This window comes from Streptococcus australis, from assembly GCF_901543175.1.
GTDB classification, from domain to species: domain Bacteria; phylum Bacillota; class Bacilli; order Lactobacillales; family Streptococcaceae; genus Streptococcus; species Streptococcus australis_A.
The window spans coordinates 1,893,448-1,914,190 of record NZ_LR594040.1 but is presented as its reverse complement, the minus strand read 5'-3'; the positions used below and the strand labels follow the sequence as shown (position 1 = coordinate 1,914,190).

Below are 20,743 nucleotides of genomic sequence, written 5' to 3'. Positions count from 1 at the left end.
TACTATAAGAAATTATCTTTTTTCGCACAGGAAAAGATAGTTTTTTATTTATCCTCGTATCATTTGACAAATTTTCATAGAATGGTATGATAGATACAATACAAAAAGAGTCAAGCTCAAAAAGAAAGAAAAGAGGAAACTTCGAATGTCTAATTGGGACACTAAATTTTTGAAAAAAGGTTTTACCTTTGATGATGTATTGCTTATTCCAGCTGAGAGTCATGTGTTGCCGAATGATGCAGATTTAACAACAAAATTGGCAGATAATCTGACTTTAAGTATCCCAATTATTACAGCCGCCATGGACACAGTCACAGAAAGCCAAATGGCCATTGCCATTGCTCGTGCGGGTGGTCTCGGAGTAATCCATAAAAACATGTCAATTGCGCAACAAGCAGACGAAGTTCGCAAGGTAAAACGTTCTGAAAATGGTGTTATCATTGATCCCTTCTTCTTGACTCCAGAACATACCATTGCTGAAGCAGACGAACTGATGGGACGTTACCGTATCAGTGGTGTTCCAGTTGTAGAAACACTTGAAAACCGTAAATTGGTTGGTATTCTAACAAACCGAGATCTTCGCTTTATTTCAGATTACAATCAACCAATTTCAAATCACATGACCAGTGAAAATCTTGTCACTGCTCCAGTTGGCACAGATCTTACAACAGCTGAACATATTCTTCAAGAACACCGTATTGAAAAACTTCCTTTGGTTGACGAGGAAGGCCGTCTTTCTGGCTTGATTACTATTAAGGATATTGAAAAAGTTATTGAGTTTCCAAATGCTGCCAAGGATGAATTTGGCCGTCTTCTAGTTGCTGGTGCGGTGGGGGTCACTTCAGATACATTTGAACGTGCAGAAGCCCTTTTTGAAGCAGGAGCTGACGCAATTGTAATTGATACTGCACATGGTCACTCTGCTGGGGTTCTACGTAAAATTGCTGAAATTCGTGCTCACTTCCCAGATCGCACTTTGATTGCAGGTAATATTGCGACTGCAGAAGGTGCGCGTGCTCTTTATGATGCGGGTGTGGACGTTGTCAAAGTCGGGATTGGACCAGGTTCTATCTGTACTACTCGTGTGATTGCAGGTGTGGGTGTCCCACAAGTGACAGCAATTTATGATGCAGCTGCAGTAGCGCGCGAATATGGAAAAACGATTATTGCTGATGGTGGAATCAAGTATTCTGGAGATATTGTAAAAGCCCTTGCTGCAGGTGGAAACGCAGTTATGCTTGGTTCAATGTTTGCTGGAACAGATGAAGCACCGGGTGAAACTGAAATTTTCCAAGGGCGTAAGTTTAAGACTTATCGTGGTATGGGATCAATCGCTGCAATGAAGAAAGGTTCAAGTGACCGTTACTTCCAAGGTTCTGTCAATGAAGCAAACAAACTCGTTCCAGAAGGAATTGAAGGTCGTGTTGCCTATAAAGGCGCAGCAGCTGATATTGTCTTCCAAATGATTGGTGGTATTCGCTCTGGTATGGGTTACTGTGGTGCAGCTAACCTTAAAGAATTGCACGACAATGCTCAATTTATTGAAATGTCTGGGGCTGGTTTAAAAGAGAGCCATCCTCATGATGTACAAATCACCAATGAGGCGCCAAACTACTCTATGTAAGAAACAAAAAAGAACTCCTGAATTTCAGGAGTTCTTTTTTGTTTACAAAAGTGTCAACTTTAATTTACAGATATTTTACCGTTTTGGATGTTGAAAATACTAAGATTTTCTGGCAAGTTTTGCAAGTGGTCTAAACTTGTTGTTGTGATGAAGGTTTGGATAGATTGTGAAATAGTTTCTAGTAATTTTAATTGTCGTGTGTTGTCAAGTTCGCTCATAACATCGTCAAGCAAGAGTATTGGAGACTCGTTAGTAATGCTTTCCATTAGCTCAATTTCTGCTAGTTTGATAGAAAGTACAAGACTACGATGTTGCCCTTGACTTCCAAAACTAGCATCCATACCATTGATATAAAAAGCAATGTCATCTCGATGAGGGCCAACACCAGTATTCTTTTTAAATAAATCTCTTGATCTACTTTTCTCTAAAGCCATTTTAAAAGAATCCATTAAGACTTCTTCATTAGTAAAGTTGACAGTTGATTGATAAGAAATTGACAGCTCTTCTGACTGATTTGAAATTTCTAAGTGTTTTTTTTGACCAAATTTCTCTAAGTTTTTAATGAATTTTATCCGATGTTTTATGACGCGACAACCATACTCTACTAACTGATCATCTAAGACCGACAGAAATGTTTCGTCAATCTTTTGACTGGATTTTAGATAAGTATTTCTTTGCTTGAGTATATGGTTATAGTTTGACAAGTCTGACAAGTAGATTGGTTTAATTTGTCCCAGTTCTATATCAATAAACTTTCGACGAACAGAGGGCGCTCCTTTAATTAACTGGAGATCCTCAGGTGCGAAGAGAACCACATTCATATGTCCGATGTAGTCTGAGAGGCGAGCTTGTTTTAAGTGATTGACTTTAGTCACACGCCCTTTTGGTGTTAAATCAATTTCTAGAGGAATAGAGCCTGTTTTTTTCTGTAGCAAGCCAGAAAGATGGAGTTGTTCTTCATCAAAATGAATGAGATTTTTATCTGTCCGAGTACGATGACTACGTGTCAAGGCCAAGAAATAGATTGCTTCTAGAATGTTGGTCTTTCCTTGTGCATTTTGACCTAGAAAGACGTTTAATTTTGGATTAAAATCAATTTTTGTCTCTTTGTAGTTTCGAAAGGTTTTTATTGTTAAATGTTGGAGCCACATGATTATCTTCCTGGAAAACGTGGAGCTTGTTTGGTTTTAGGTGATAAAGTAGTTTTTTGTTTTTCTTTCTTTACACCCTTATTCATCTCTTTGACAAGTTTAGTAATCCGCTCTTTTTCAATCTTATCTGCTTGGTATTCTTCTTGCTCTTTTAAACTTGGTTGTGTCAAGGTGATGTCAATCTTTAAATCAGGGATGTCAATTGCATCTCCAATACGGATCTTTTTTCCACGTCTAGTTTCTAATTCACCATTAAAGTAAACTTGATGTTCCATCAAAAAGGATTTAATAGCACCACCGCTTTGTATAATTCCAAGCTCTTTTAGGAGGGCTTGGAGCGTAATAAATTCTTCAAATAATTTGTATTCCATAATTCACCTCAATTTAAGGTATTATACCATATTTCTTAGAATTAAGTGAGCGAAATCACTGAAAATGAAAACGATTTTTATTTTAAAAGCGGTAAAGAGAATAAGAAATATTTTCCTTTTCGTGATATAATAGAACTCTATATGTAAGGAGGTAAGGTATGGAGTTAGTGCCTGAAATTTCAGCACATTTTGTTCAATCTAAAAAGTTTAAAACAAATAAAATCACTGTTCGTTTTACTGCTCCCTTATCTCTTAAGACAGTAGCAGGACGCATGTTAAGTGCGAGTATGTTGGAGACTGCCAATAAAGCTTACCCAACTTCTCAAGCTTTTCGTAGATATTTAGCAAGTTTGTATGGGACAGATATTTCTACGAGTGCTTATCGTAGGGGACAGGCACATGTTCTTGACTTAACCTTTACCTATGTGCGGGATGAGTTTTTGAGTAAAAAAAATGTCTTGACTTCTCGAATTTTGGAATTGGTGAAACAGACTTTATTTGCCCCCTTAGTTCTAGATGGAGCCTTTGAGTCAACCTTGTTTGAAATTGAAAAAAAGCAGTTATTGGCTAGCTTAGCTACTGATATGGATGATTCATTTTATTTTGCTCATAAGGAGTTGGATAGCTTGTTCTTCCATGATGAACGTCTTAAATTGAGATACAGTGATTTACGAAATAGCATTTCAAATGAGTCTCCAGAAAGTAGCTACACTTACTTTCAAGATGCTCTGAAAAATGATCGAATTGATTTCTTTTTCTTGGGTGATTTTAATGAAGTGGAAGTAAAGGAGTGGTTGAGGTCATTCTCCTTTACTGGGCGTCAAATTGATGTCAAGCCTCAGTATCAACAACCATATTCAAATGTCCTTCGGGAAGGAATGGTTCGTAAGAATGTGGGCCAATCCGTTTTGGAATTGGCTTACCATTGTTCTACGAGCTATGGAGACAAGCATCATTTGGCCATGGTAGTAATGAATGGTCTATTAGGTGGTTTTGCTCATTCTAAGCTTTTTACAAATGTTCGGGAAAATGCTGGTCTAGCCTACACTATCTCCAGTCAGTTAGATTTGTTTAGTGGTCAATTGAGGATGTATGCTGGCATCGATCGGGGAAATCGCAATCAAGCCAGAAAATTGATGAATCATCAATTACTTGAACTAAAAAAAGGTAATTTTACAGATTTGGAGATTGAACAGACCAAGGAGATGATTCGCAGAACCTTGTTGCTTGCGCAAGATAGTCAGACCTCACTAATCGAGCGAGTTTATTTGAATAGTCTGTTAGGGAAATCTACATCAGATTTTGACAGTTGGGTTGAAAAATTAAACCAAGTTGACAAAGAAGCTATCTGCAAAGCAGCAAATAGTGTTCGGTTACAAGCGATATACTTTATGGAAGGAATAGAATGACACCAGTTACCTTTGAAGAAAAATACTATCCTGCTGTAAAGGAGACGGTTTATCAGACTCGTCTATCAAATGGATTGACAGTGTCTCTCCTTCCTAAGAAACAATTTAATGAAGTTTACGGAGTTGTAACAGTTCGATTTGGATCAGTAGACACAAGCTTTACACTATCTGAAAAAGGTTTACAGTCTTATCCAGCTGGAATTGCACATTTTCTTGAACATAAACTGTTTGAGAGAGAAAATGCTGAAGATATTATGGAGTCTTTTACACGCTTGGGAGCTGATAGCAATGCTTTTACAAGTTTTACAAAGACGAGTTATTTGTTTTCAACAATAGATCATTTATCAGAAAATTTGGATTTGCTTGAAGAATTGGTAACAGTCGCTCATTTTACAGAAGAGTCAGTTGAGAGAGAGCGGGAAATTATCCAACAGGAACGTGAGATGTACCAAGACGATCCAGATTCGCGTCTGTTTTTTGCAACCTTAGCAAATCTTTATCCAAATACTCCTTTGGCAGCTGATATTGTTGGAGGTGAAAAATCAATTAACAATATTCAGCTGAATGACTTAAAAAATAACTTTACAGCCTTTTACAAACCTGTCAACATGTCTTTGTTTTTAGTTGGGAATTTTGATGTAGATACGGTTGAGAAGTATTTTTCGCAAAAGAAACATAGAAACTTGGAAGAAATGGTAGTAAGGAAGGAGAAACTTACTTTACAAGCTGTCAAAGAAACAGATAGCCTTCGGATGGAAGTTTCTTCACCAAAACTTGCTGTTGGAATTAGGGGAGCAGATGAGGTAGCAGAAGAAGATTGCTACCGTTATAATGTTTTGCTAAGATTATTGTTTACGATGATGTTTGGTTGGACTTCTGAGCGATTTCAAAAATTATATGAGGCTGGGAAGTTGGATGCCTCGCTATCCTTAGAGGTGGAAGTGAATAGTCGCTTTCATTTTGTGATGTTGACAATGGATACGAAAGAACCAGTTTCGTTGTCGCATCAATTTCGAAAGGCTATTCTCAACTTTACGAAAGATTCAGATCTTACAGAGGAACATCTGGATCTTGTTAAGAGTGAGATATTTGGGGAATTTTTCAGTAGCATGAACTCCTTGGAGTTTATTGCGACACAGTATGAACCAGTCGACAGAGGGGAAACTATTTTTGATTTACCAAAAATTTTACAAGAAATTACTTTAGACGATGTTCTTGAAGTTGGGCATCGTTTGATAGATGATGGTGATTTGATTGATTTTACAATTTTTCCAGCCTAAATAAGGCAAGAACGCTATAAAGAAGGAATGGTAAGTATGAGAAAAAAAACAATTGGTGAGGTTCTACGTTTAGCCAGAATTAATCAGGGATTGAGTATAGAAGAACTGCAGGCAAAAACGGATATTCAGATGAATTTATTAGAGGCTATGGAAGCTGATGATTTTGATCAACTTCCTAGTCCATTTTATGCTCGTTCTTTTTTAAGAAAATATGCCTGGGCGGTTGAATTGGACGAGAGAATCATTTTGGACGCCTATGATTCGGGAAGCATGATTACCTACGAAGAGGTAGATGTTGATGAAGAGGACTTGTCTGGTCGCAGACGGTCAAATAAGAAAAAAACGTCTTATCTCCCCCTGTTTTACTTCGTTTTGTTTGCTTTGTCGATTTTAATTTTTGTGACCTATTATGTTTGGAATTATATCCAGACTCAACCAACTCGTCCTTCTTCAGCTAATTATAGTGTTGTGAACTCAACTAGTTCAACAACCTCGTCTAGTTCATCTTCTAGCAGTCAGGCATCAAGCTCATCTTCTACTACGGAATCAAAAATTACGGTTTCGGGTGAGGACAATCATATTGAGGCACACTATCAATCAAGTAAGGAAACAGCTACCATTCAACTGACTGTTTCGGATGCAACTAGCTGGGTAAGTATTTCAGGAAGTGACCTTGAAGGTGGTGTGACCTTGTCATCAGACAATAAAAACGCAAAAACAACAGTTTCGACGAAAGAACCTGTGACTATTACTTTGGGTGTAGTGAAGGGAGTTACTTTAACTGTGGACAATCAAACGATTGATACTTCCAAGCTGACAACTCAGACTGGAACTGTGACACTTACATTCACTACAGATTAAGGAAGAACCAATGAAAAAAGAACAAATCCCTAATGTATTAACAATTGGTAGAATTCTCTTTATACCTCTCTTTATTCTTATTTTGACTTTGGACCATTCACAAGGCAGTCATTTGCTGGCAGCGATTATCTTTGCAGTTGCTAGTGTAACGGATTACCTTGATGGTTACCTTGCTCGTAAATGGAATGTGGTTAGCAACTTTGGAAAGTTTGCAGATCCAATGGCGGATAAGTTGCTAGTTATGTCAGCTTTTATCATGTTGATTGAGTTAGGTATGGCTCCAGCTTGGGTTGTTGCTATTATCATCTGTCGTGAACTTGCGGTGACAGGCTTGCGTTTGTTGCTTGTTGAGACGGGAGGGACAGTTCTAGCAGCAGCGATGCCAGGGAAAATCAAGACCTTTAGTCAGATGTTTGCCATTATCTTTTTGCTCTTACATTGGAATTTAATTGGTCAGCTGTTGCTTTATATCGCTTTGTTTTTCACTATCTACTCTGGTTATGATTATTTTAAGGGTAGCGCTCATGTATTCAGAGGGACATTTGGTTCGAAATGAAATCAATTATTGAAGTAAAAGATCTGTCTTTTCGTTATAAGGAAGACCAAGATCATTATGATGTTAATAATGTCTCGTTTCACGTGAAACGTGGAGAATGGCTTTCGATTGTAGGTCATAATGGGAGCGGAAAATCGACAACTATTCGTTTGATTGATGGCTTGCTTGAAGCAGAGTCTGGAGAAATCTGGATAGATGGTCAATTGCTATCCTCTGAGAATGTTTGGGACTTGCGCCGTCAAATTGGCATGGTTTTTCAAAATCCAGATAACCAATTTGTAGGGGCAACTGTTGAAGATGATGTTGCCTTTGGTCTAGAAAATCAGGGTCTTCCTCGTGAAGAAATGCAGAAGAGAGTGGCTGAATCTTTGGAGTTAGTGGGTATGCTGGACTTTAAGAAGAGAGAACCAGCTCGCTTATCTGGTGGACAAAAACAACGGGTGGCCATTGCAGGAGTTGTTGCTCTGAGACCAGCTATTTTGATTCTGGACGAGGCTACAAGTATGTTGGATCCCGAGGGACGTAGAGAATTGATTCAGACAGTTCAAGAGATTCGAAAAGACTATCAGATGACAGTTGTCTCCATTACGCATGACTTGGAAGAAGTTGCGATGAGTGACCGTGTATTGGTCATGAAAAAAGGCCAAGTGGAGTCAACCAGTAGCCCCAGAGAACTTTTTTCTCGGGATGACCTTGACCAGATAGGCTTAGATAATCCTTTTACTAATCAATTAAGAGAATCTTTGAGAGAGACTGGCTATCAGTTGCCAGATGGCTATTTGACAGAAGGAGAGCTAGAGGACAAGCTATGGGAATTACTCTAGAAAATGTGAGCTTTACCTATCAAGAGGGGACCCCCCTATCTTCATCAGCCTTGACTGATGTTTCTTTGACAATTGAGGACGGCTCCTATACAGCTTTGATAGGACATACAGGTAGTGGAAAATCGACGATCTTACAGCTTTTAAATGGCCTATTGCTTCCAAGTAAGGGTTCTGTTCGAGTTTTTAATACCGTCATTACCCCTACATCAACAAATAAAGAAATTCGACAGATTCGAAAGCAAGTTGGACTAGTTTTTCAATTTGCTGAAAATCAGGTTTTCGAAGAAACTGTTTTGAAAGATGTTGCGTTTGGACCACAAAATTTTGGAGTTTCTGAGGAAGAAGCACAGAAAATTGCGCGTGAAAAGTTAGCCTTGGTGGGCATTGATGAGTCACTCTTTGAGAGGAGCCCATTTGAACTTTCGGGTGGTCAGATGAGACGTGTTGCCATTGCAGGGATACTAGCGATGGAGCCAACTGTCTTAGTTTTGGATGAGCCAACAGCTGGTCTAGATCCTTTGGGCAGAAAAGAATTGATGACTCTGTTTAAAAAACTTCACCTTGCTGGAATGACAATCGTTCTAGTAACGCATTTGATGGATGACGTAGCTGAGTATGCTAATCAGGTTTACGTTATGGAAAGGGGGAGTTTGGTCAAAAGTGGCAAACCAAGTGATGTCTTCCAAGATGTTGCCTCTATGGAAAATGTACAGTTAGGTGTGCCTAAAATCACAGCCTTTTGTAAACGTTTGGCAGATAGAGGTGTAGCTTTTAAAAAGCTACCAATCAAGATAGAGGAGTTTAAGGAGTCGCTAAATGGATAGTATGATTTTAGGGCGTTATATACCAGGAGATTCCATCATTCATCGCTTGGATCCCCGTAGTAAATTGCTCGCTATGATCCTGTTGATTTTGATTGTATTTTGGGCTAATAATCCTCTCGCCAATCTCATTCTTTTTGTAGCGACAGGTATATTTATCGCTTTGTCGGGCGTTTCCCTCTCATTTTTTGTTCAGGGATTAAAATCCATGTTTTTCTTGATTGCTTTTACGACTCTATTTCAACTCTTTTTCATTTCAAGTGGAAATGTCTTATTTGAGTTTTCTTTTATAAAAATAACGGATTATGCTTTGCAACAAGCTGGAATTATTTTCTGTCGTTTTGTGTTGATTGTTTTCTTTTCAACTTTGCTAACGTTAACGACCATGCCTTTGAGTTTGGCAGCTGCAGTTGAATCTCTCTTAGCGCCTCTGAAACGCGTGAAAGTTCCCGTTCATGAAATTGGTCTCATGTTATCAATGAGTTTGCGTTTTGTTCCAACCTTGATGGATGACACGACGCGAATTATGAATGCTCAAAAAGCTCGTGGAGTTGACTTTGGCGAAGGTAGCATCGTTCAAAAAGTAAAGGCTATGATTCCGATTTTAATTCCTCTTTTTGCGACGAGCTTAAAGCGTGCAGATTCATTGGCAATAGCCATGGAGGCGCGTGGTTATCAGGGAGGAAAGGGTAGAAGTCAGTATAGACAATTGAGATGGAGTCAAAAGGATACACTGGCGATTCTTGTGATTCTGGTGCTGGGATGTCTCTTATTTTTCTTAAAATCTTAGTGGATTTGTAAGATTGATAAAAAATCACAGTAGTAGTTCTTTAGTAAAAAGGTAGGAATATGAACCGTTTTAAAAAATCAAAATATCTAATCATCGTTTTTGTCACAGTTCTGGCAGTTTCCGTACTATTAGTGACAACTTATTCAAGTGCTATTGTGACAAAACTAGGAGATGGGATCTCTTTAGTGGATAGAATTGTCCAAAAACCCTTTCAGTGGTTTGATGCTTTCAAATCGGATTTGGACCATTTGACGCAGACCTATAATGAAAATGAAAGCTTAAAAAAGCAACTCTACAAACTAGAAGTGGAGTCTAATCAATCAGAACGTTTAAAAACAGAGAATGAACAACTACGTCAACTTCTAGAGATGAAGTCAAAATTACAGGCTACAAAAACCTTAGCAGCAGATGTGATTATGCGAGCTCCAGTGTCTTGGAAGCAAGAGTTGACAATTGATGCGGGAAGTTCAAAAGGAGTTTCTGAAAATATGTTGGCCATTGCAAACGGTGGTTTGATTGGTAGTGTTTCAAAAATAGAGGAGCATTCAACAACGGTCAACTTGCTGACAAACACTGAAAATTCCGACAAAATTTCCGTTAAAATCCTGCATGGTTCTACTGAAATTTACGGGATCATCGTTGGTTATGACAAGGAAACTGAACTGCTTAAAATTAGTCAATTAAATAGTAACAGCGACATTAGCACCGGAGACAAGGTGACTACAGGAGGACTCGGAAACTTCAATGTTAAGGATATTCCTGTTGGCGAGGTTGTTGCCACAACGCACAGCAGTGATTATCTAACGCGAGAGGTAACAGTAAAGTTGAGTGCTGACACCAAAGATCTTCATGTGGTAGAGTTAGTGGGGAATTAGTAATGAGACTGTTTAAACAAGTTGGTATTTTCTTTTTACTCCCTGTTGTTGTTCTAATTGATGCTCATATTGGTCAACTGGTGGGATCCTTCTTTCCCCACTTTCATTTAGCCAGTCATTTTCTATTCTTGTTTCTCTTATTTGAAACAATCGAAGTGTCAGAGTATCTCTATCTAGCCTATTGTTGTATAGTGGGTTTGGTTTATGATATTTATTTTTTCCACTTGATTGGAATTGCCACGCTTTTGTTTATCGTGATTGGTGCTTCGCTCCACAAGTTTAACAGCGTGATATTGACGAATCGTTGGACAAGGATGTTGACCATTATTGTAATCACTTTTCTGTTTGATATGGGGAGTTATCTTCTGGCTTTGGCTGTAGGATTGACTGTAGACTCTATGCCGGTTTTCATTGTCTATAGCCTCGTCCCATCAATGATTCTGAACTTTTTATGGATTGTCATTTTTCAATTTATTTTTGAAAAAATTTATCTATAAGAAAGAAATATAAATGTAACAAAGGCGTAATATTTATTATGTCTTTTTTTGGTATACTAGTAATGTCTCAAATAGAAGGAGTATCGACAGAATATGAAGAAAAAAATCTTAGCGTCACTTTTGTTAAGTACAGTATTGGTCTCACAAACAGCAGTATTGACAACTGTTCGTGCAGAAACAACTGATGAAAAAATTGCTGCTCAAGATAATAAAATTAGCAGTTTAACAGCACAACAACAAGAAGCTCAAAATCAAGTGGATCAAATCCAAGGTCAAGTTTCAACAATTCAAGCAGAGCAAGCAAGCTTGCAAGCCGAAAACGAAAAATTACAAGCTGAATCTAAAAAACTTGAAGGAGAAATTACAGAGCTTTCTAAGAATATTGTTGCTCGTAATGACTCATTGGAAAAACAAGCTCGTAGTGCACAGACAAATGGAGCTGCGACTAGCTACATTAATACAATTGTAAACTCAAAATCAATTACTGAAGCGATTTCACGTGTAGCTGCCATGAGCGAAATCGTATCAGCTAACAACAAAATGTTGGAACAACAAAAGGCTGATAAAAAAGCAATTTCTGATAAACAAGTCGCCAATAATGAAGCAATCAATACAGTTATTGCTAACCAACAAAAACTGGCTGATGATGCGCAAGTATTGACAACTAAGCAAGCTGAGTTGAAAGTTGCTGAGTTGAACCTTGCTGCTGAGAAAGCTACTGCAGAAGGTGAAAAAGCTAGTTTGCTAGAGAAGAAAGCAGCTGCAGAAGCAGAAGCGAAAGCAGCTGCAGAAGCAGAAGCGGCTTACAAAGCTCGTCAAGCAAGCCAACAACAATCAGTAGTTGCTTCAGGAAATACAAGCTTCTCAGCTCAAGTGCAAGCGACATCAACATCTGATGATGAGGATTCAAGCTACACTCCAGCACCTGCTCCAACTCCTGCTAGACAACGTCCAACATACAGCTCAAATGCATCAAGTTACCCAACTGGTGAATGTACTTGGGGAGCTAAAACATTGGCACCTTGGGCTGGAGACTATTGGGGTAACGGAGCTCAGTGGGCAACAAGTGCAGCTGCAGCAGGATTCCGTACAGGATCAACTCCACAAGTTGGCGCGATTGCATGTTGGAATGATGGTGGTTATGGACACGTAGCGGTTGTTACAGCAGTTTCATCATCATCTCGTATCCAAGTATCAGAATCAAACTACGGTGGAGATCGTACAATTGGAAACAAACGTGGATGGTTCAACCCAACTACAACTTCTGAAGGTTACGTAACATACATCTATCCAAACTAATGAACCAAATAAAGAGGCTCGATTTGAGTCTCTTTTCTTTTTTACTTTTTAGTTAGACCAAAAACTAGCAAAAACACTTGAAAATATTGATAAAATGTGGTAGAATGAAACTTGTCGTGTAAACGATAATACTCATTCTTGATGAATTGTGAAACTGTTGCCCTTGGGTCGTTTTGCAAGTTGAAATCAAGAAGAGGAAAAAACAAAAAGGAGAAATACTCATGGCAGTAATTTCAATGAAACAACTTCTTGAGGCTGGTGTACACTTTGGTCACCAAACTCGTCGCTGGAACCCTAAGATGGCTAAGTACATCTTCACTGAGCGTAACGGAATCCACGTTATCGACTTGCAACAAACTGTAAAATACGCTGACCAAGCTTACGACTTTATGCGTGATGCAGCAGCTAACGATGCAGTTGTATTGTTTGTTGGTACTAAGAAACAAGCAGCTGATGCAGTTGCTGAAGAAGCAGTACGTTCAGGTCAATACTTTATCAACCACCGTTGGTTGGGTGGAACTCTTACAAACTGGGGAACAATCCAAAAACGTATCGCTCGTTTGAAAGAAATCAAACGCATGGAAGAAGATGGAACTTTCGAAGTTCTTCCTAAGAAAGAAGTTGCACTTCTTAACAAACAACGTGCACGTCTTGAAAAATTCTTGGGTGGTATCGAAGACATGCCTCGTATCCCAGATGTAATGTACGTAGTTGACCCACATAAAGAGCAAATCGCTGTTAAAGAAGCTAAAAAATTGGGTATCCCAGTTGTAGCGATGGTTGACACAAACACTGATCCAGACGATATCGATGTAATCATCCCAGCTAACGATGATGCTATCCGCGCGGTTAAATTGATCACAGCTAAATTGGCTGACGCTATCATCGAAGGACGTCAAGGAGAAGACGCATCAGGAGTTGAAGCAGAATTTGCAGCTTCAGAAGCTCAAGCAGACTCAATCGAAGAAATCGTTGAAGTAGTAGAAGGCGACAACGCTTAATTCGTATAAATAGTAATTACCTAGGAGGGCGGGGCGTAGCCCAGCTCTCCTATTTTTTAAAAAATATAGGAGAATCAAAATGGCAGAAATTACAGCTAAACTTGTAAAAGAGTTGCGTGAAAAATCTGGTGCCGGTGTTATGGACGCTAAAAAAGCGCTTGTAGAAACAGACGGTGACATCGAAAAAGCGATTGAATTGCTTCGTGAAAAAGGTATGGCGAAAGCAGCTAAGAAAGCTGACCGCGTTGCTGCAGAAGGTTTGACTGGTGTTTATGTTAACGGTAATGTTGCAGCAGTAATTGAAGTAAACGCTGAAACTGACTTCGTTGCGAAAAACGCTCAATTCGTTGACTTGGTAAACGCTACAGCTAAAGTAATTGCTGAAGGAAAACCAGCTAACAATGAAGAAGCTCTTGCTTTGACAATGCCTTCAGGTGAAACTCTTGAAGCAGCGTATGTATCTGCAACAGCAACTATCGGAGAAAAAATCTCATTCCGTCGTTTTGCTTTGATTGAAAAAACAGATGCGCAACACTTTGGAGCTTATCAACACAACGGAGGCCGTATCGGTGTTATCTCAGTTATCGAAGGTGGAGACGAAGCTCTTGCTAAACAATTGTCAATGCACATTGCAGCGATGAAACCAACAGTTCTTTCTTACAAAGAATTGGATGAGCAATTTGTTAAAGATGAATTGGCACAATTGAACCACGTCATCGACCAAGACAATGAAAGCCGCGCTATGGTTAACAAACCAGCTCTTCCACACTTGGCTTACGGATCAAAAGCTCAATTGACTGACGAAGTAATCGCCCAAGCAGAAGCTGACATCAAAGCTGAGTTGGCTGCAGAAGGTAAACCAGAAAAAATCTGGGACAAAATCATCCCAGGTAAAATGGATCGCTTCATGCTTGACAACACTAAAGTTGACCAAGCATACACACTTCTTGCACAAGTCTACATCATGGACGACAGCAAGACAGTTGAAGCATACCTTGAATCAGTTAACGCTTCAGTAGTTGAGTTCGCTCGCTTTGAAGTTGGTGAAGGTATCGAGAAAGCTGCGAACGACTTCGAAGCAGAAGTTGCAGCTACAATGGCAGCAGCCTTGAATAACTAATTGAAAAGGAAGCAATTTGCTTCCTTTTTTGTTTTAGAGTGAGTAAACAAAAAAGCCCTTTGATAAGGGCTAAGTGCATTTAGGAGACTACACTTCAAATTCATAGAGTGCTGTAGATAAATAACGTTCGCCGTTATCTGGTGCTAAAGCAAGGACTTTCTTACCTGTACCTAATTTCTTAGCAATTTCAATTGCTCCGTAGATCGCTGCGGCAGAAGAAATACCAACAAGGAAGCCTTCTTTTCCGCCAATCTCACGGCCAAGTGCAAGAGCATCATCTGATGTTACACGGACGATACCGTCATAGGCTTTTGTATCAAGTGTATCAGGAATAAATCCAGCGGAGATACCTTGAATTTTGTGAGGTCCTGGTTTTTCACCAGACAGAATAGCAGATTCATCAGCTTCAACTGCAAAAACTTGAATATTAGAATTTGCTGCTTTAAGTGCATGAGAAACACCTGAGATTGTTCCACCAGTTCCGACACCACCCACAAAGGCATCTAGTCCATCAGAACCGAAAGCAGCTAGTATTTCAGCTCCTGTTGTTCTTTCGTGTACTTCAGGATTAGCTGGATTATTAAACTGGAGCGGAAGAAAGCCATCGCGTTCAGCTGCGATTTCTTGGGCTTTGGCGATAGCCCCTTTCATTCCCTCGCTACCAGGAGTGAGGACGAGTTCAGCACCATAGGCTTGGATAATCTTACGTCGTTCCACACTCATCGTTTCTGGCATGACGATAACGACTTTATATCCTTTAGCAGCACCAACCCAAGAAAGTCCGATTCCAGTATTCCCACTTGTTGCTTCAACAATAGTAGCACCGGGTTTTAGAATGCCATCCTGCTCAGCCTTTTCAATCATGCTAAGGGCAATACGGTCTTTTACTGATGATCCAGGGTTAAAAGCTTCAAGTTTTACATAAACATCTGCGGCACCATCTGGAACGATATTGTTGAGTTTAACAATTGGTGTTTGTCCGATTAGTTCAGTGATATTGTTATAAATAGTCATAGATATACCTCTTTGTATAAGATGATACTAGTATAACGTGCTCTAGGTTATTTGTAAAATATAGAAATCCTATCGAAGCGATAGGATTTTTTTATATCAAAGCTCTAAGCCGTTAATTTTTAATCGATTATGATAAGCCAATTCTAGTAAATAGGTGTAAAGTGGGAGGATATCCGTTTTCTTAGGAAATTCAAATTTGTGGAAACTAAAATGCTCATTATGTGCTTTTAGAAAGACATTCTCTAAATAAGTGATCGTAATCTCACTATCGTCTATACCTGCTCCAGCAGTTTCCATTTCAACGTTGACAATGTTCATCAAAAAGAGTGACTTAACAGACATCTTGCGACCCGTAGCGCCTTGTTTATCTGTAAAGATAATACGAATATTTGTAAAGATGATTGCGTCACGAATGAGTTTATATCCACTTTGGATTTCTTCATTCTCTAGTAGGTATTGACCATATTCTTTGATAAGAGCTTCTTTGTTTTGCTCGCTAAAATTACCAGCAAGTCCTTGAATAAATTTTCCAAACGCCATATATTTCTCCTTTATTTACACTAAGTTTACAGGAACTTCAACTTCTCGTAAACCTTGTTCTATTAAAGTCACTTTCCCATTGAAAAATTCTATGAGAGCAGCCTTGATATTTTCTTTCTCTTCCTTATCGACATAAATCAAGGTATCAATTTGATCTGTGAAGGTTGTTTCAAGTTCCATGAGATTATGTTCCTTAAGGAAATTTCCATATTCTTGATACTGAGCGTAAGACATTTGAATAGTTATACCAGCTTGCTCTTTGATTTCTATAATGCCAATTTCTTTGACCGCTAAGGCAACACTACCTGCGTATGCACGGATGAGTCCGCCAGCGCCTAACTTAATGCCCCCAAAGTAGCGAGTAACCACTACGCAAACATTAGTAAGATTATGATTTTCTAAGACGCCAAGCATAGGGACTCCAGCAGTACCACTAGGTTCGCCATCATCACTCGTACGCTTTATCTCACTGCGCTCCCCAATAATAAAGGCAGAGCAGTTATGGGTGGCTTTGTAGTGTTCTTTTTTGATGGCAGTGATAAAGTCACGAGCCTCTTCTTCACTATAGACACGCTTTGCGTGACAGATAAAGCGCGATTTTTTGATTTCTTCTTGGACCTGTCCATCCTCTTTAATAGTTCTAAATTCCATGATTTAATTGTACTAAAAAAATATCTAAAGCGCTAGATTTTTACGAATAAAGAAGTATGAAAGTAAATCCAAACTACCTCGGTCGCTTGTTTGCTGAGAAAGAATTAACGAAAGAAGAACGTCAGATGGCTGAGAAACTTCCAGCAATGAGAAAAGAGAAAGGGAAACTGTTTTGTCAACGTTGCAACAGTTCTATTCTAGAAGACTGGTATTTGCCCATTGGGGCTTACTATTGTCGGGAATGCTTGTTGATGAAGCGCGTTAGAAGCGATCAAGCTTTATACTATTTTCCGCAGGAAGATTTTCCTAAGCAAGATGTTCTCAAATGGCGTGGTCAATTAACCCCTTTTCAGGAGAAGGTATCAGAGGGGTTGATTCGAGCAGTCGAAAAGAAAGAACCGACTTTAGTTCATGCTGTGACAGGAGCTGGGAAGACAGAGATGATTTACCAAGTTGTGGCCAAAGTGATTGATGAAGGTGGTGCAGTTTGTTTGGCCAGCCCTCGAATCGATGTGTGTTTGGAGCTGTATAAGCGACTGCAGAATGACTTTGCTTGCGATATAGCACTACTTCATGGTGAGTCAGAACCTTATTTTCGAACACCACTAGTTGTTGCAACGACTCATCAGTTGTTAAAATTTCATCATGCTTTTGACTTGCTGATAGTGGATGAAGTAGATGCCTTTCCTTATGTTGACAACCCTATTCTTTACTATGCTGTAAACCAATGTGTAAAGGAGGAGGGGTTAAAGATATTCCTTACAGCGACTTCTACAGATGAGTTAGACAAGAAGGTCCGCACAGGAGAATTAAAACGATTGAGCTTGCCAAGACGGTTTCATGGAAATCCATTGGTTATTCCAAAGCCAGTTTGGTTATCAGATTTTAATCGTTATTTAGATAAGAGTCAGTTGTCGCCAAAGTTAAAGACCTTTATTCAGAAGCAGAGAAAAACAGGTTACCCACTTCTAATTTTTGCATCAGAGATTAAGAAAGGCGAGAAACTAAAAGAACTCTTGCAGGAACAGTTTCCAAATGAAACCATCGGCTTTGTGTCCTCTGTCACAGTAGATCGATTAGAGCAGGTGCAAGCTTTTCGGGACGGGGAATTGACGATATTAATTAGTACAACTATATTGGAACGCGGAGTCACTTTTCCCTGTGTAGATGTTTTTGTGGTGGAAGCCAATCATCGTCTTTTTACCAAGTCTAGCTTGATTCAGATTGGAGGTCGTGTTGGGCGTAGTATGGATAGACCGACTGGTGAATTGCTCTTCTTTCATGATGGATTAAATGTTTCCATCAAAAAAGCAATCAAGGAAATAAAGCAGATGAACAAGGAGGCAGGATTATGAACTGTTTATTATGTGGACGGACAATAAAGAGTGACTTGACTTTTAGTCATCTCTTGCTGCTTAAGAATGAGAACAACTATCTTTGTTCAGCTTGCGAGTCTACTTTTGAGAAGATAGGTGAGGATCATTGTCCAAATTGTATGAAAAGGAGTCTGTCAACAAAGTGTCAAGATTGTAAACTTTGGTGTAAAAAAGGTATTCAAGTTAGCCATAAAGCGATATTTACCTATAATCAAGCTATGAAAGACTTCTTTAGTCGATATAAGTTTGATGGGGATTTTCTGCTTAGAAAAATTTTTGCTCCTGTGCTTGCGGATGAGTTGAAAAAGTGTGGAGACTATCAATTTGTGGTAATTCCCCTAAGTCCTGAAAGATTGCTTGAGAGGGGATTTAACCAGGTTGAAGGATTGGTTGAGGCAGCAGGATTCTCCTTTCAAGACTTATTGGGGAAAAGAGAAGAGAAAGCTAGTTCTTCTAAGAATCGCTCAGAAAGATTAGCTACTGAAATTCCCTTTTATATCAAAACGGAAATCCCTCTTCCTAAGAAGATTTTGCTCATTGATGACATCTATACGACAGGAGCGACTATCAATCGTGTGAAGCGACTTTTTGAAGAGGCAGGTGTTTTGGAAGTCAAAACTTTTTCTCTTGTAAGATGAGGAAAAAATTTGCAAAATGAAAATGAAAGCGTTATAATATAGTTAGAAAAATAAAAATGTTTAGAAAGAAGGTACTTATATGATTAAATATAGTATCCGTGGTGAAAACCTAGAAGTAACAGAAGCAATTCGCAATTATGTAGTTTCTAAACTCGAAAAGATCGAAAAATATTTTCAACCTGAACAAGAGTTGGATGCACGTGTCAACTTGAAAGTTTACCGTGAAAAAACAGCAAAAGTTGAAGTAACAATTCCACTTGGCTCAATTACTCTTCGTGCAGAAGATATTTCTCAAGATATGTATGGTTCTATTGATCTTGTAACAGATAAAATTGAACGCCAGATTCGAAAAAATAAAACAAAAATCGAACGCAAGAATAAAAATAAGGTTGCAACAAGCCAACTCTTTACAGATGCTCTAGTTGAAGATGCAAATGTTGTGCAGCCAAAAGTGGTTCGTTCAAAACAAATTGACTTAAAACCAATGGATTTGGAAGAAGCGCTTCTTCAAATGGATTTGTTGGGACATGATTTCTTTATCTATGTAGACGTAGAAGATCAAACAACTAATGTTTTGTATCGTCGTGAAGATGGTGAAGTTGGTTTGCTAGAAGTTAAGGAATCATAAAATCTTGGCAGCTGTGTAAAAGTGGTTTACAATTGTGTAAACCACTTTTTATTTTTGGTTGAGCTCTTCTAGTGTTAGATCTTGGATTTTATAGTTTCAAATGGAGGTAGTCATGAAAGACGTAGTTATTGTTTCGGCAGTGCGAACACCTTTAGGTTCCTTTGGTGGGAGTTTAAAGGATATTTCTGCTGTTGATTTGGGATCTTTGGTCATTAAGAGTGCTTTGGAAAAAGCAAATATTAAACCAGAGCAGGTAGACGAAGTGATTATGGGAAATGTCCTAGGCGCAGGTTTAGGCCAAAACGTGGCGCGCCAAATGAGTATTCATGCTGGGCTTCCTGAATTTACACCAGCCTTTACCATTAATAAGGTTTGTGGTTCCGGTTTGAAGGCAGTGCAGTTAGCTGCTCAAGCGATTCAGTGCGGAGATGCAGATATTGTCGTGGCTGGTGGTGCAGAAAACATGAGCCAGGCTCCATATGTTTTGCCAAGCTTCCGTTGGGGTGGCCGTATGGGAGATTCGAAAGTGGTAGATACCATGATTAAGGACGGTTTGTCTGATGCCTTTAACGAATACCATATGGGGATTACAGCTGAGAATGTGGCCGAAAAATATGGTATTAGCCGGGATGATCAAGATGCGCTTGCTTTGGAATCACAGAAACGAGCAGTGGCGGCTATAGAATCTGGACGCTTTAAGGAAGAGATAGTTCCGGTGGTCATTCCTCAACGTAAAGGCGATCCTATCGTCTTTGATACAGATGAATTTCCTAGAAAAGATGCTAGCTTGGAGAGTTTGTCTAAGCTAGGTCCTGTTTTCAAAAAAGACGGTTCTGTTACAGCGGGGAATGCCTCGGGTATCAATGACGGAGCGGCGGCTGTCTTGGTCATGAGTGCTGAAAAAGCTGAAGAATTGGGACTTCCAGTCATTGCTCGCATTCGTTCGTATGCAAGTGCAGGTTTGGATCCTAAGGTTATGGGATGTGGACCGATTTATGCGACTCGCAAAGCTCTTGAAAAAGGCAATTTGACAGTTGATGATCTCGACTTGATTGAGTCAAATGAAGCCTTTGCTGCTCAGGCTTGTGCGGTTGGGAAAACACTTGGCTTTAACACCGATATTGTCAATGTCAATGGTGGCGCGATAGCTCTTGGTCACCCAATTGGGGCTTCAGGTTGCCGTATCCTAGTGACTCTGGTACATGAGATGATGAAACGTGATGCTAAGACTGGTTTAGCAACTCTCTGTATCGGAGGAGGGATGGGAACAGCCCTCATCGTTGAACGTTAAGTGACAGTAACCAGAGTATATAGATGTGCAGGAGGATAATGGGCTTATTCTCCTTTTGCAGTCAAACCATAAAAAATCAATAAGGGAAAGGAGTCTTACCTCTTTTTAAAGGTCGCTTTTTAAGGG

The 20,743-nt window shown here is 39.3% G+C and carries 22 protein-coding genes; 17 read left to right on the top strand and 5 right to left on the bottom strand.

Going from position 1 to position 20,743, the window contains the following annotated elements:
- Positions 1-145 precede the first annotated feature (145 nt).
- Positions 146-1,624: an IMP dehydrogenase gene (gene guaB, locus FGK98_RS09805; RefSeq protein WP_138101005.1), complete on the top strand. Its 1,479-nt coding sequence runs from the start codon at positions 146-148 to the stop codon at positions 1,622-1,624.
- A gap of 59 nt (positions 1,625-1,683) precedes the next feature.
- Here the strand turns inward: guaB and recF are convergent, their stop codons facing one another.
- Both recF and yaaA read right to left on the bottom strand, forming a co-directional pair.
- Complete coding sequence (recF, locus tag FGK98_RS09800) at positions 1,684-2,775, bottom strand: DNA replication/repair protein RecF (protein WP_138101004.1); 1,092 nt, start codon at positions 2,773-2,775, stop codon at positions 1,684-1,686.
- Between the two features lie 2 nt (positions 2,776-2,777).
- On the bottom strand, positions 2,778-3,146 hold the full coding sequence (gene yaaA / locus FGK98_RS09795; protein WP_138101003.1) for a S4 domain-containing protein YaaA: 369 nt from the start codon (positions 3,144-3,146) through the stop codon (positions 2,778-2,780).
- Between the two features lie 158 nt (positions 3,147-3,304).
- Here yaaA and yfmF point away from each other — a divergent pair, with 158 nt between their 5' ends.
- From yfmF to tsf, 12 genes are all read left to right on the top strand, one after another.
- Positions 3,305-4,555 carry an EF-P 5-aminopentanol modification-associated protein YfmF gene (gene yfmF / locus FGK98_RS09790; RefSeq protein WP_138101002.1) on the top strand — a complete coding sequence of 417 codons (1,251 nt, stop codon included), beginning with the start codon at positions 3,305-3,307 and terminating at the stop codon, positions 4,553-4,555.
- Positions 4,552-5,835 (top strand): EF-P 5-aminopentanol modification-associated protein YfmH, encoded by a 1,284-nt coding sequence (gene yfmH / locus FGK98_RS09785; RefSeq protein ID WP_138101001.1) that lies wholly within the window; start codon positions 4,552-4,554, stop codon positions 5,833-5,835. The genes yfmF and yfmH overlap by 4 nt, the downstream gene beginning before the upstream one ends.
- Positions 5,836-5,871: 36 nt before the next feature.
- Entirely contained in the window at positions 5,872-6,696 is an 825-nt protein-coding gene (rodZ, locus tag FGK98_RS09780) for a cytoskeleton protein RodZ (RefSeq protein WP_171011142.1), read from the top strand.
- Between the two features lie 10 nt (positions 6,697-6,706).
- On the top strand, positions 6,707-7,252 hold the full coding sequence (pgsA, locus tag FGK98_RS09775; protein WP_138100999.1) for a CDP-diacylglycerol--glycerol-3-phosphate 3-phosphatidyltransferase: 546 nt from the start codon (positions 6,707-6,709) through the stop codon (positions 7,250-7,252).
- Entirely contained in the window at positions 7,249-8,076 is an 828-nt protein-coding gene (locus tag FGK98_RS09770; protein ID WP_138100998.1) for an energy-coupling factor ABC transporter ATP-binding protein, read from the top strand. The genes pgsA and FGK98_RS09770 overlap by 4 nt, the downstream gene beginning before the upstream one ends.
- A complete protein-coding gene (locus FGK98_RS09765; RefSeq protein ID WP_138100997.1) occupies positions 8,061-8,900 on the top strand; it encodes an energy-coupling factor transporter ATPase in 840 nt (279 codons plus the stop codon). The genes FGK98_RS09770 and FGK98_RS09765 overlap by 16 nt, the downstream gene beginning before the upstream one ends.
- Positions 8,893-9,687: an energy-coupling factor transporter transmembrane component T family protein gene (locus FGK98_RS09760; RefSeq protein WP_138100996.1), complete on the top strand. Its 795-nt coding sequence runs from the start codon at positions 8,893-8,895 to the stop codon at positions 9,685-9,687. The genes FGK98_RS09765 and FGK98_RS09760 overlap by 8 nt, the downstream gene beginning before the upstream one ends.
- Before the next feature lie 59 nt (positions 9,688-9,746).
- Positions 9,747-10,562 (top strand): rod shape-determining protein MreC, encoded by an 816-nt coding sequence (mreC, locus tag FGK98_RS09755; RefSeq protein WP_138100995.1) that lies wholly within the window; start codon positions 9,747-9,749, stop codon positions 10,560-10,562.
- A gap of 2 nt (positions 10,563-10,564) precedes the next feature.
- Complete coding sequence (gene mreD / locus FGK98_RS09750) at positions 10,565-11,059, top strand: rod shape-determining protein MreD (protein WP_138100994.1); 495 nt, start codon at positions 10,565-10,567, stop codon at positions 11,057-11,059.
- A gap of 93 nt (positions 11,060-11,152) precedes the next feature.
- Positions 11,153-12,358: a peptidoglycan hydrolase PcsB gene (gene pcsB / locus FGK98_RS09745; protein ID WP_138100993.1), complete on the top strand. Its 1,206-nt coding sequence runs from the start codon at positions 11,153-11,155 to the stop codon at positions 12,356-12,358.
- Between the two features lie 221 nt (positions 12,359-12,579).
- The gene (gene rpsB, locus FGK98_RS09740) at positions 12,580-13,359 is read left to right on the top strand and encodes a 30S ribosomal protein S2 (protein ID WP_138100992.1); all 780 of its coding nucleotides are present in this window, start codon (positions 12,580-12,582) and stop codon (positions 13,357-13,359) included.
- Positions 13,360-13,438: 79 nt separating this feature from the next.
- Positions 13,439-14,479, top strand: a complete 1,041-nt coding sequence (tsf, locus tag FGK98_RS09735; protein ID WP_138100991.1) for a translation elongation factor Ts — start codon at positions 13,439-13,441, stop codon at positions 14,477-14,479.
- An 87-nt stretch (positions 14,480-14,566) separates the two neighbouring features.
- On the opposite strand, the gene cysK is transcribed toward tsf, so the two are convergent.
- From cysK to FGK98_RS09720, 3 genes are all read right to left on the bottom strand, one after another.
- Entirely contained in the window at positions 14,567-15,493 is a 927-nt protein-coding gene (cysK, locus tag FGK98_RS09730; RefSeq protein WP_138100990.1) for a cysteine synthase A, read from the bottom strand.
- Positions 15,494-15,589: 96 nt separating this feature from the next.
- Positions 15,590-16,033, bottom strand: a complete 444-nt coding sequence (locus tag FGK98_RS09725; RefSeq protein WP_138100989.1) for a PH domain-containing protein — start codon at positions 16,031-16,033, stop codon at positions 15,590-15,592.
- A gap of 15 nt (positions 16,034-16,048) precedes the next feature.
- Positions 16,049-16,684 (bottom strand): YigZ family protein, encoded by a 636-nt coding sequence (locus FGK98_RS09720; RefSeq protein WP_138100988.1) that lies wholly within the window; start codon positions 16,682-16,684, stop codon positions 16,049-16,051.
- A gap of 56 nt (positions 16,685-16,740) precedes the next feature.
- On the opposite strand from FGK98_RS09720, the gene FGK98_RS09715 reads away from it, so the two are divergent.
- From FGK98_RS09715 to FGK98_RS09700, 4 genes are all read left to right on the top strand, one after another.
- Positions 16,741-18,039 carry a DEAD/DEAH box helicase gene (locus tag FGK98_RS09715; RefSeq protein WP_138100987.1) on the top strand — a complete coding sequence of 433 codons (1,299 nt, stop codon included), beginning with the start codon at positions 16,741-16,743 and terminating at the stop codon, positions 18,037-18,039.
- Positions 18,036-18,698 carry a ComF family protein gene (locus FGK98_RS09710; RefSeq protein WP_138100986.1) on the top strand — a complete coding sequence of 221 codons (663 nt, stop codon included), beginning with the start codon at positions 18,036-18,038 and terminating at the stop codon, positions 18,696-18,698. Before FGK98_RS09715 ends, FGK98_RS09710 begins: the two co-directional genes overlap by 4 nt.
- A 79-nt stretch (positions 18,699-18,777) precedes the next feature.
- Positions 18,778-19,326 (top strand): ribosome hibernation-promoting factor, HPF/YfiA family, encoded by a 549-nt coding sequence (gene hpf, locus FGK98_RS09705; protein ID WP_000599119.1) that lies wholly within the window; start codon positions 18,778-18,780, stop codon positions 19,324-19,326.
- A 112-nt stretch (positions 19,327-19,438) separates the two neighbouring features.
- Entirely contained in the window at positions 19,439-20,617 is a 1,179-nt protein-coding gene (locus tag FGK98_RS09700; RefSeq protein ID WP_138100985.1) for an acetyl-CoA C-acetyltransferase, read from the top strand.
- The last annotated feature ends 126 nt before the right edge of the window (positions 20,618-20,743 follow it).

Bases quoted from the DNA above. Each gene is read 5' to 3' on its own strand.
- guaB (WP_138101005.1), top strand. From the start codon at position 146: ATGTCTAATTGGGACACTAAATTTTTGAAAAAAGGTTTTACCTTTGAT.
- recF (WP_138101004.1), bottom strand. From the start codon at position 2,775: ATGTGGCTCCAACATTTAACAATAAAAACCTTTCGAAACTACAAAGAG.
- yaaA (WP_138101003.1), bottom strand. From the start codon at position 3,146: ATGGAATACAAATTATTTGAAGAATTTATTACGCTCCAAGCCCTCCTA.
- yfmF (WP_138101002.1), top strand. From the start codon at position 3,305: ATGGAGTTAGTGCCTGAAATTTCAGCACATTTTGTTCAATCTAAAAAG.
- yfmH (WP_138101001.1), top strand. From the start codon at position 4,552: ATGACACCAGTTACCTTTGAAGAAAAATACTATCCTGCTGTAAAGGAG.
- rodZ (WP_171011142.1), top strand. From the start codon at position 5,872: ATGAGAAAAAAAACAATTGGTGAGGTTCTACGTTTAGCCAGAATTAAT.
- pgsA (WP_138100999.1), top strand. From the start codon at position 6,707: ATGAAAAAAGAACAAATCCCTAATGTATTAACAATTGGTAGAATTCTC.
- FGK98_RS09770 (WP_138100998.1), top strand. From the start codon at position 7,249: ATGAAATCAATTATTGAAGTAAAAGATCTGTCTTTTCGTTATAAGGAA.
- FGK98_RS09765 (WP_138100997.1), top strand. From the start codon at position 8,061: ATGGGAATTACTCTAGAAAATGTGAGCTTTACCTATCAAGAGGGGACC.
- FGK98_RS09760 (WP_138100996.1), top strand. From the start codon at position 8,893: ATGGATAGTATGATTTTAGGGCGTTATATACCAGGAGATTCCATCATT.
- mreC (WP_138100995.1), top strand. From the start codon at position 9,747: ATGAACCGTTTTAAAAAATCAAAATATCTAATCATCGTTTTTGTCACA.
- mreD (WP_138100994.1), top strand. From the start codon at position 10,565: ATGAGACTGTTTAAACAAGTTGGTATTTTCTTTTTACTCCCTGTTGTT.
- pcsB (WP_138100993.1), top strand. From the start codon at position 11,153: ATGAAGAAAAAAATCTTAGCGTCACTTTTGTTAAGTACAGTATTGGTC.
- rpsB (WP_138100992.1), top strand. From the start codon at position 12,580: ATGGCAGTAATTTCAATGAAACAACTTCTTGAGGCTGGTGTACACTTT.
- tsf (WP_138100991.1), top strand. From the start codon at position 13,439: ATGGCAGAAATTACAGCTAAACTTGTAAAAGAGTTGCGTGAAAAATCT.
- cysK (WP_138100990.1), bottom strand. From the start codon at position 15,493: ATGACTATTTATAACAATATCACTGAACTAATCGGACAAACACCAATT.
- FGK98_RS09725 (WP_138100989.1), bottom strand. From the start codon at position 16,033: ATGGCGTTTGGAAAATTTATTCAAGGACTTGCTGGTAATTTTAGCGAG.
- FGK98_RS09720 (WP_138100988.1), bottom strand. From the start codon at position 16,684: ATGGAATTTAGAACTATTAAAGAGGATGGACAGGTCCAAGAAGAAATC.
- FGK98_RS09715 (WP_138100987.1), top strand. From the start codon at position 16,741: ATGAAAGTAAATCCAAACTACCTCGGTCGCTTGTTTGCTGAGAAAGAA.
- FGK98_RS09710 (WP_138100986.1), top strand. From the start codon at position 18,036: ATGAACTGTTTATTATGTGGACGGACAATAAAGAGTGACTTGACTTTT.
- hpf (WP_000599119.1), top strand. From the start codon at position 18,778: ATGATTAAATATAGTATCCGTGGTGAAAACCTAGAAGTAACAGAAGCA.
- FGK98_RS09700 (WP_138100985.1), top strand. From the start codon at position 19,439: ATGAAAGACGTAGTTATTGTTTCGGCAGTGCGAACACCTTTAGGTTCC.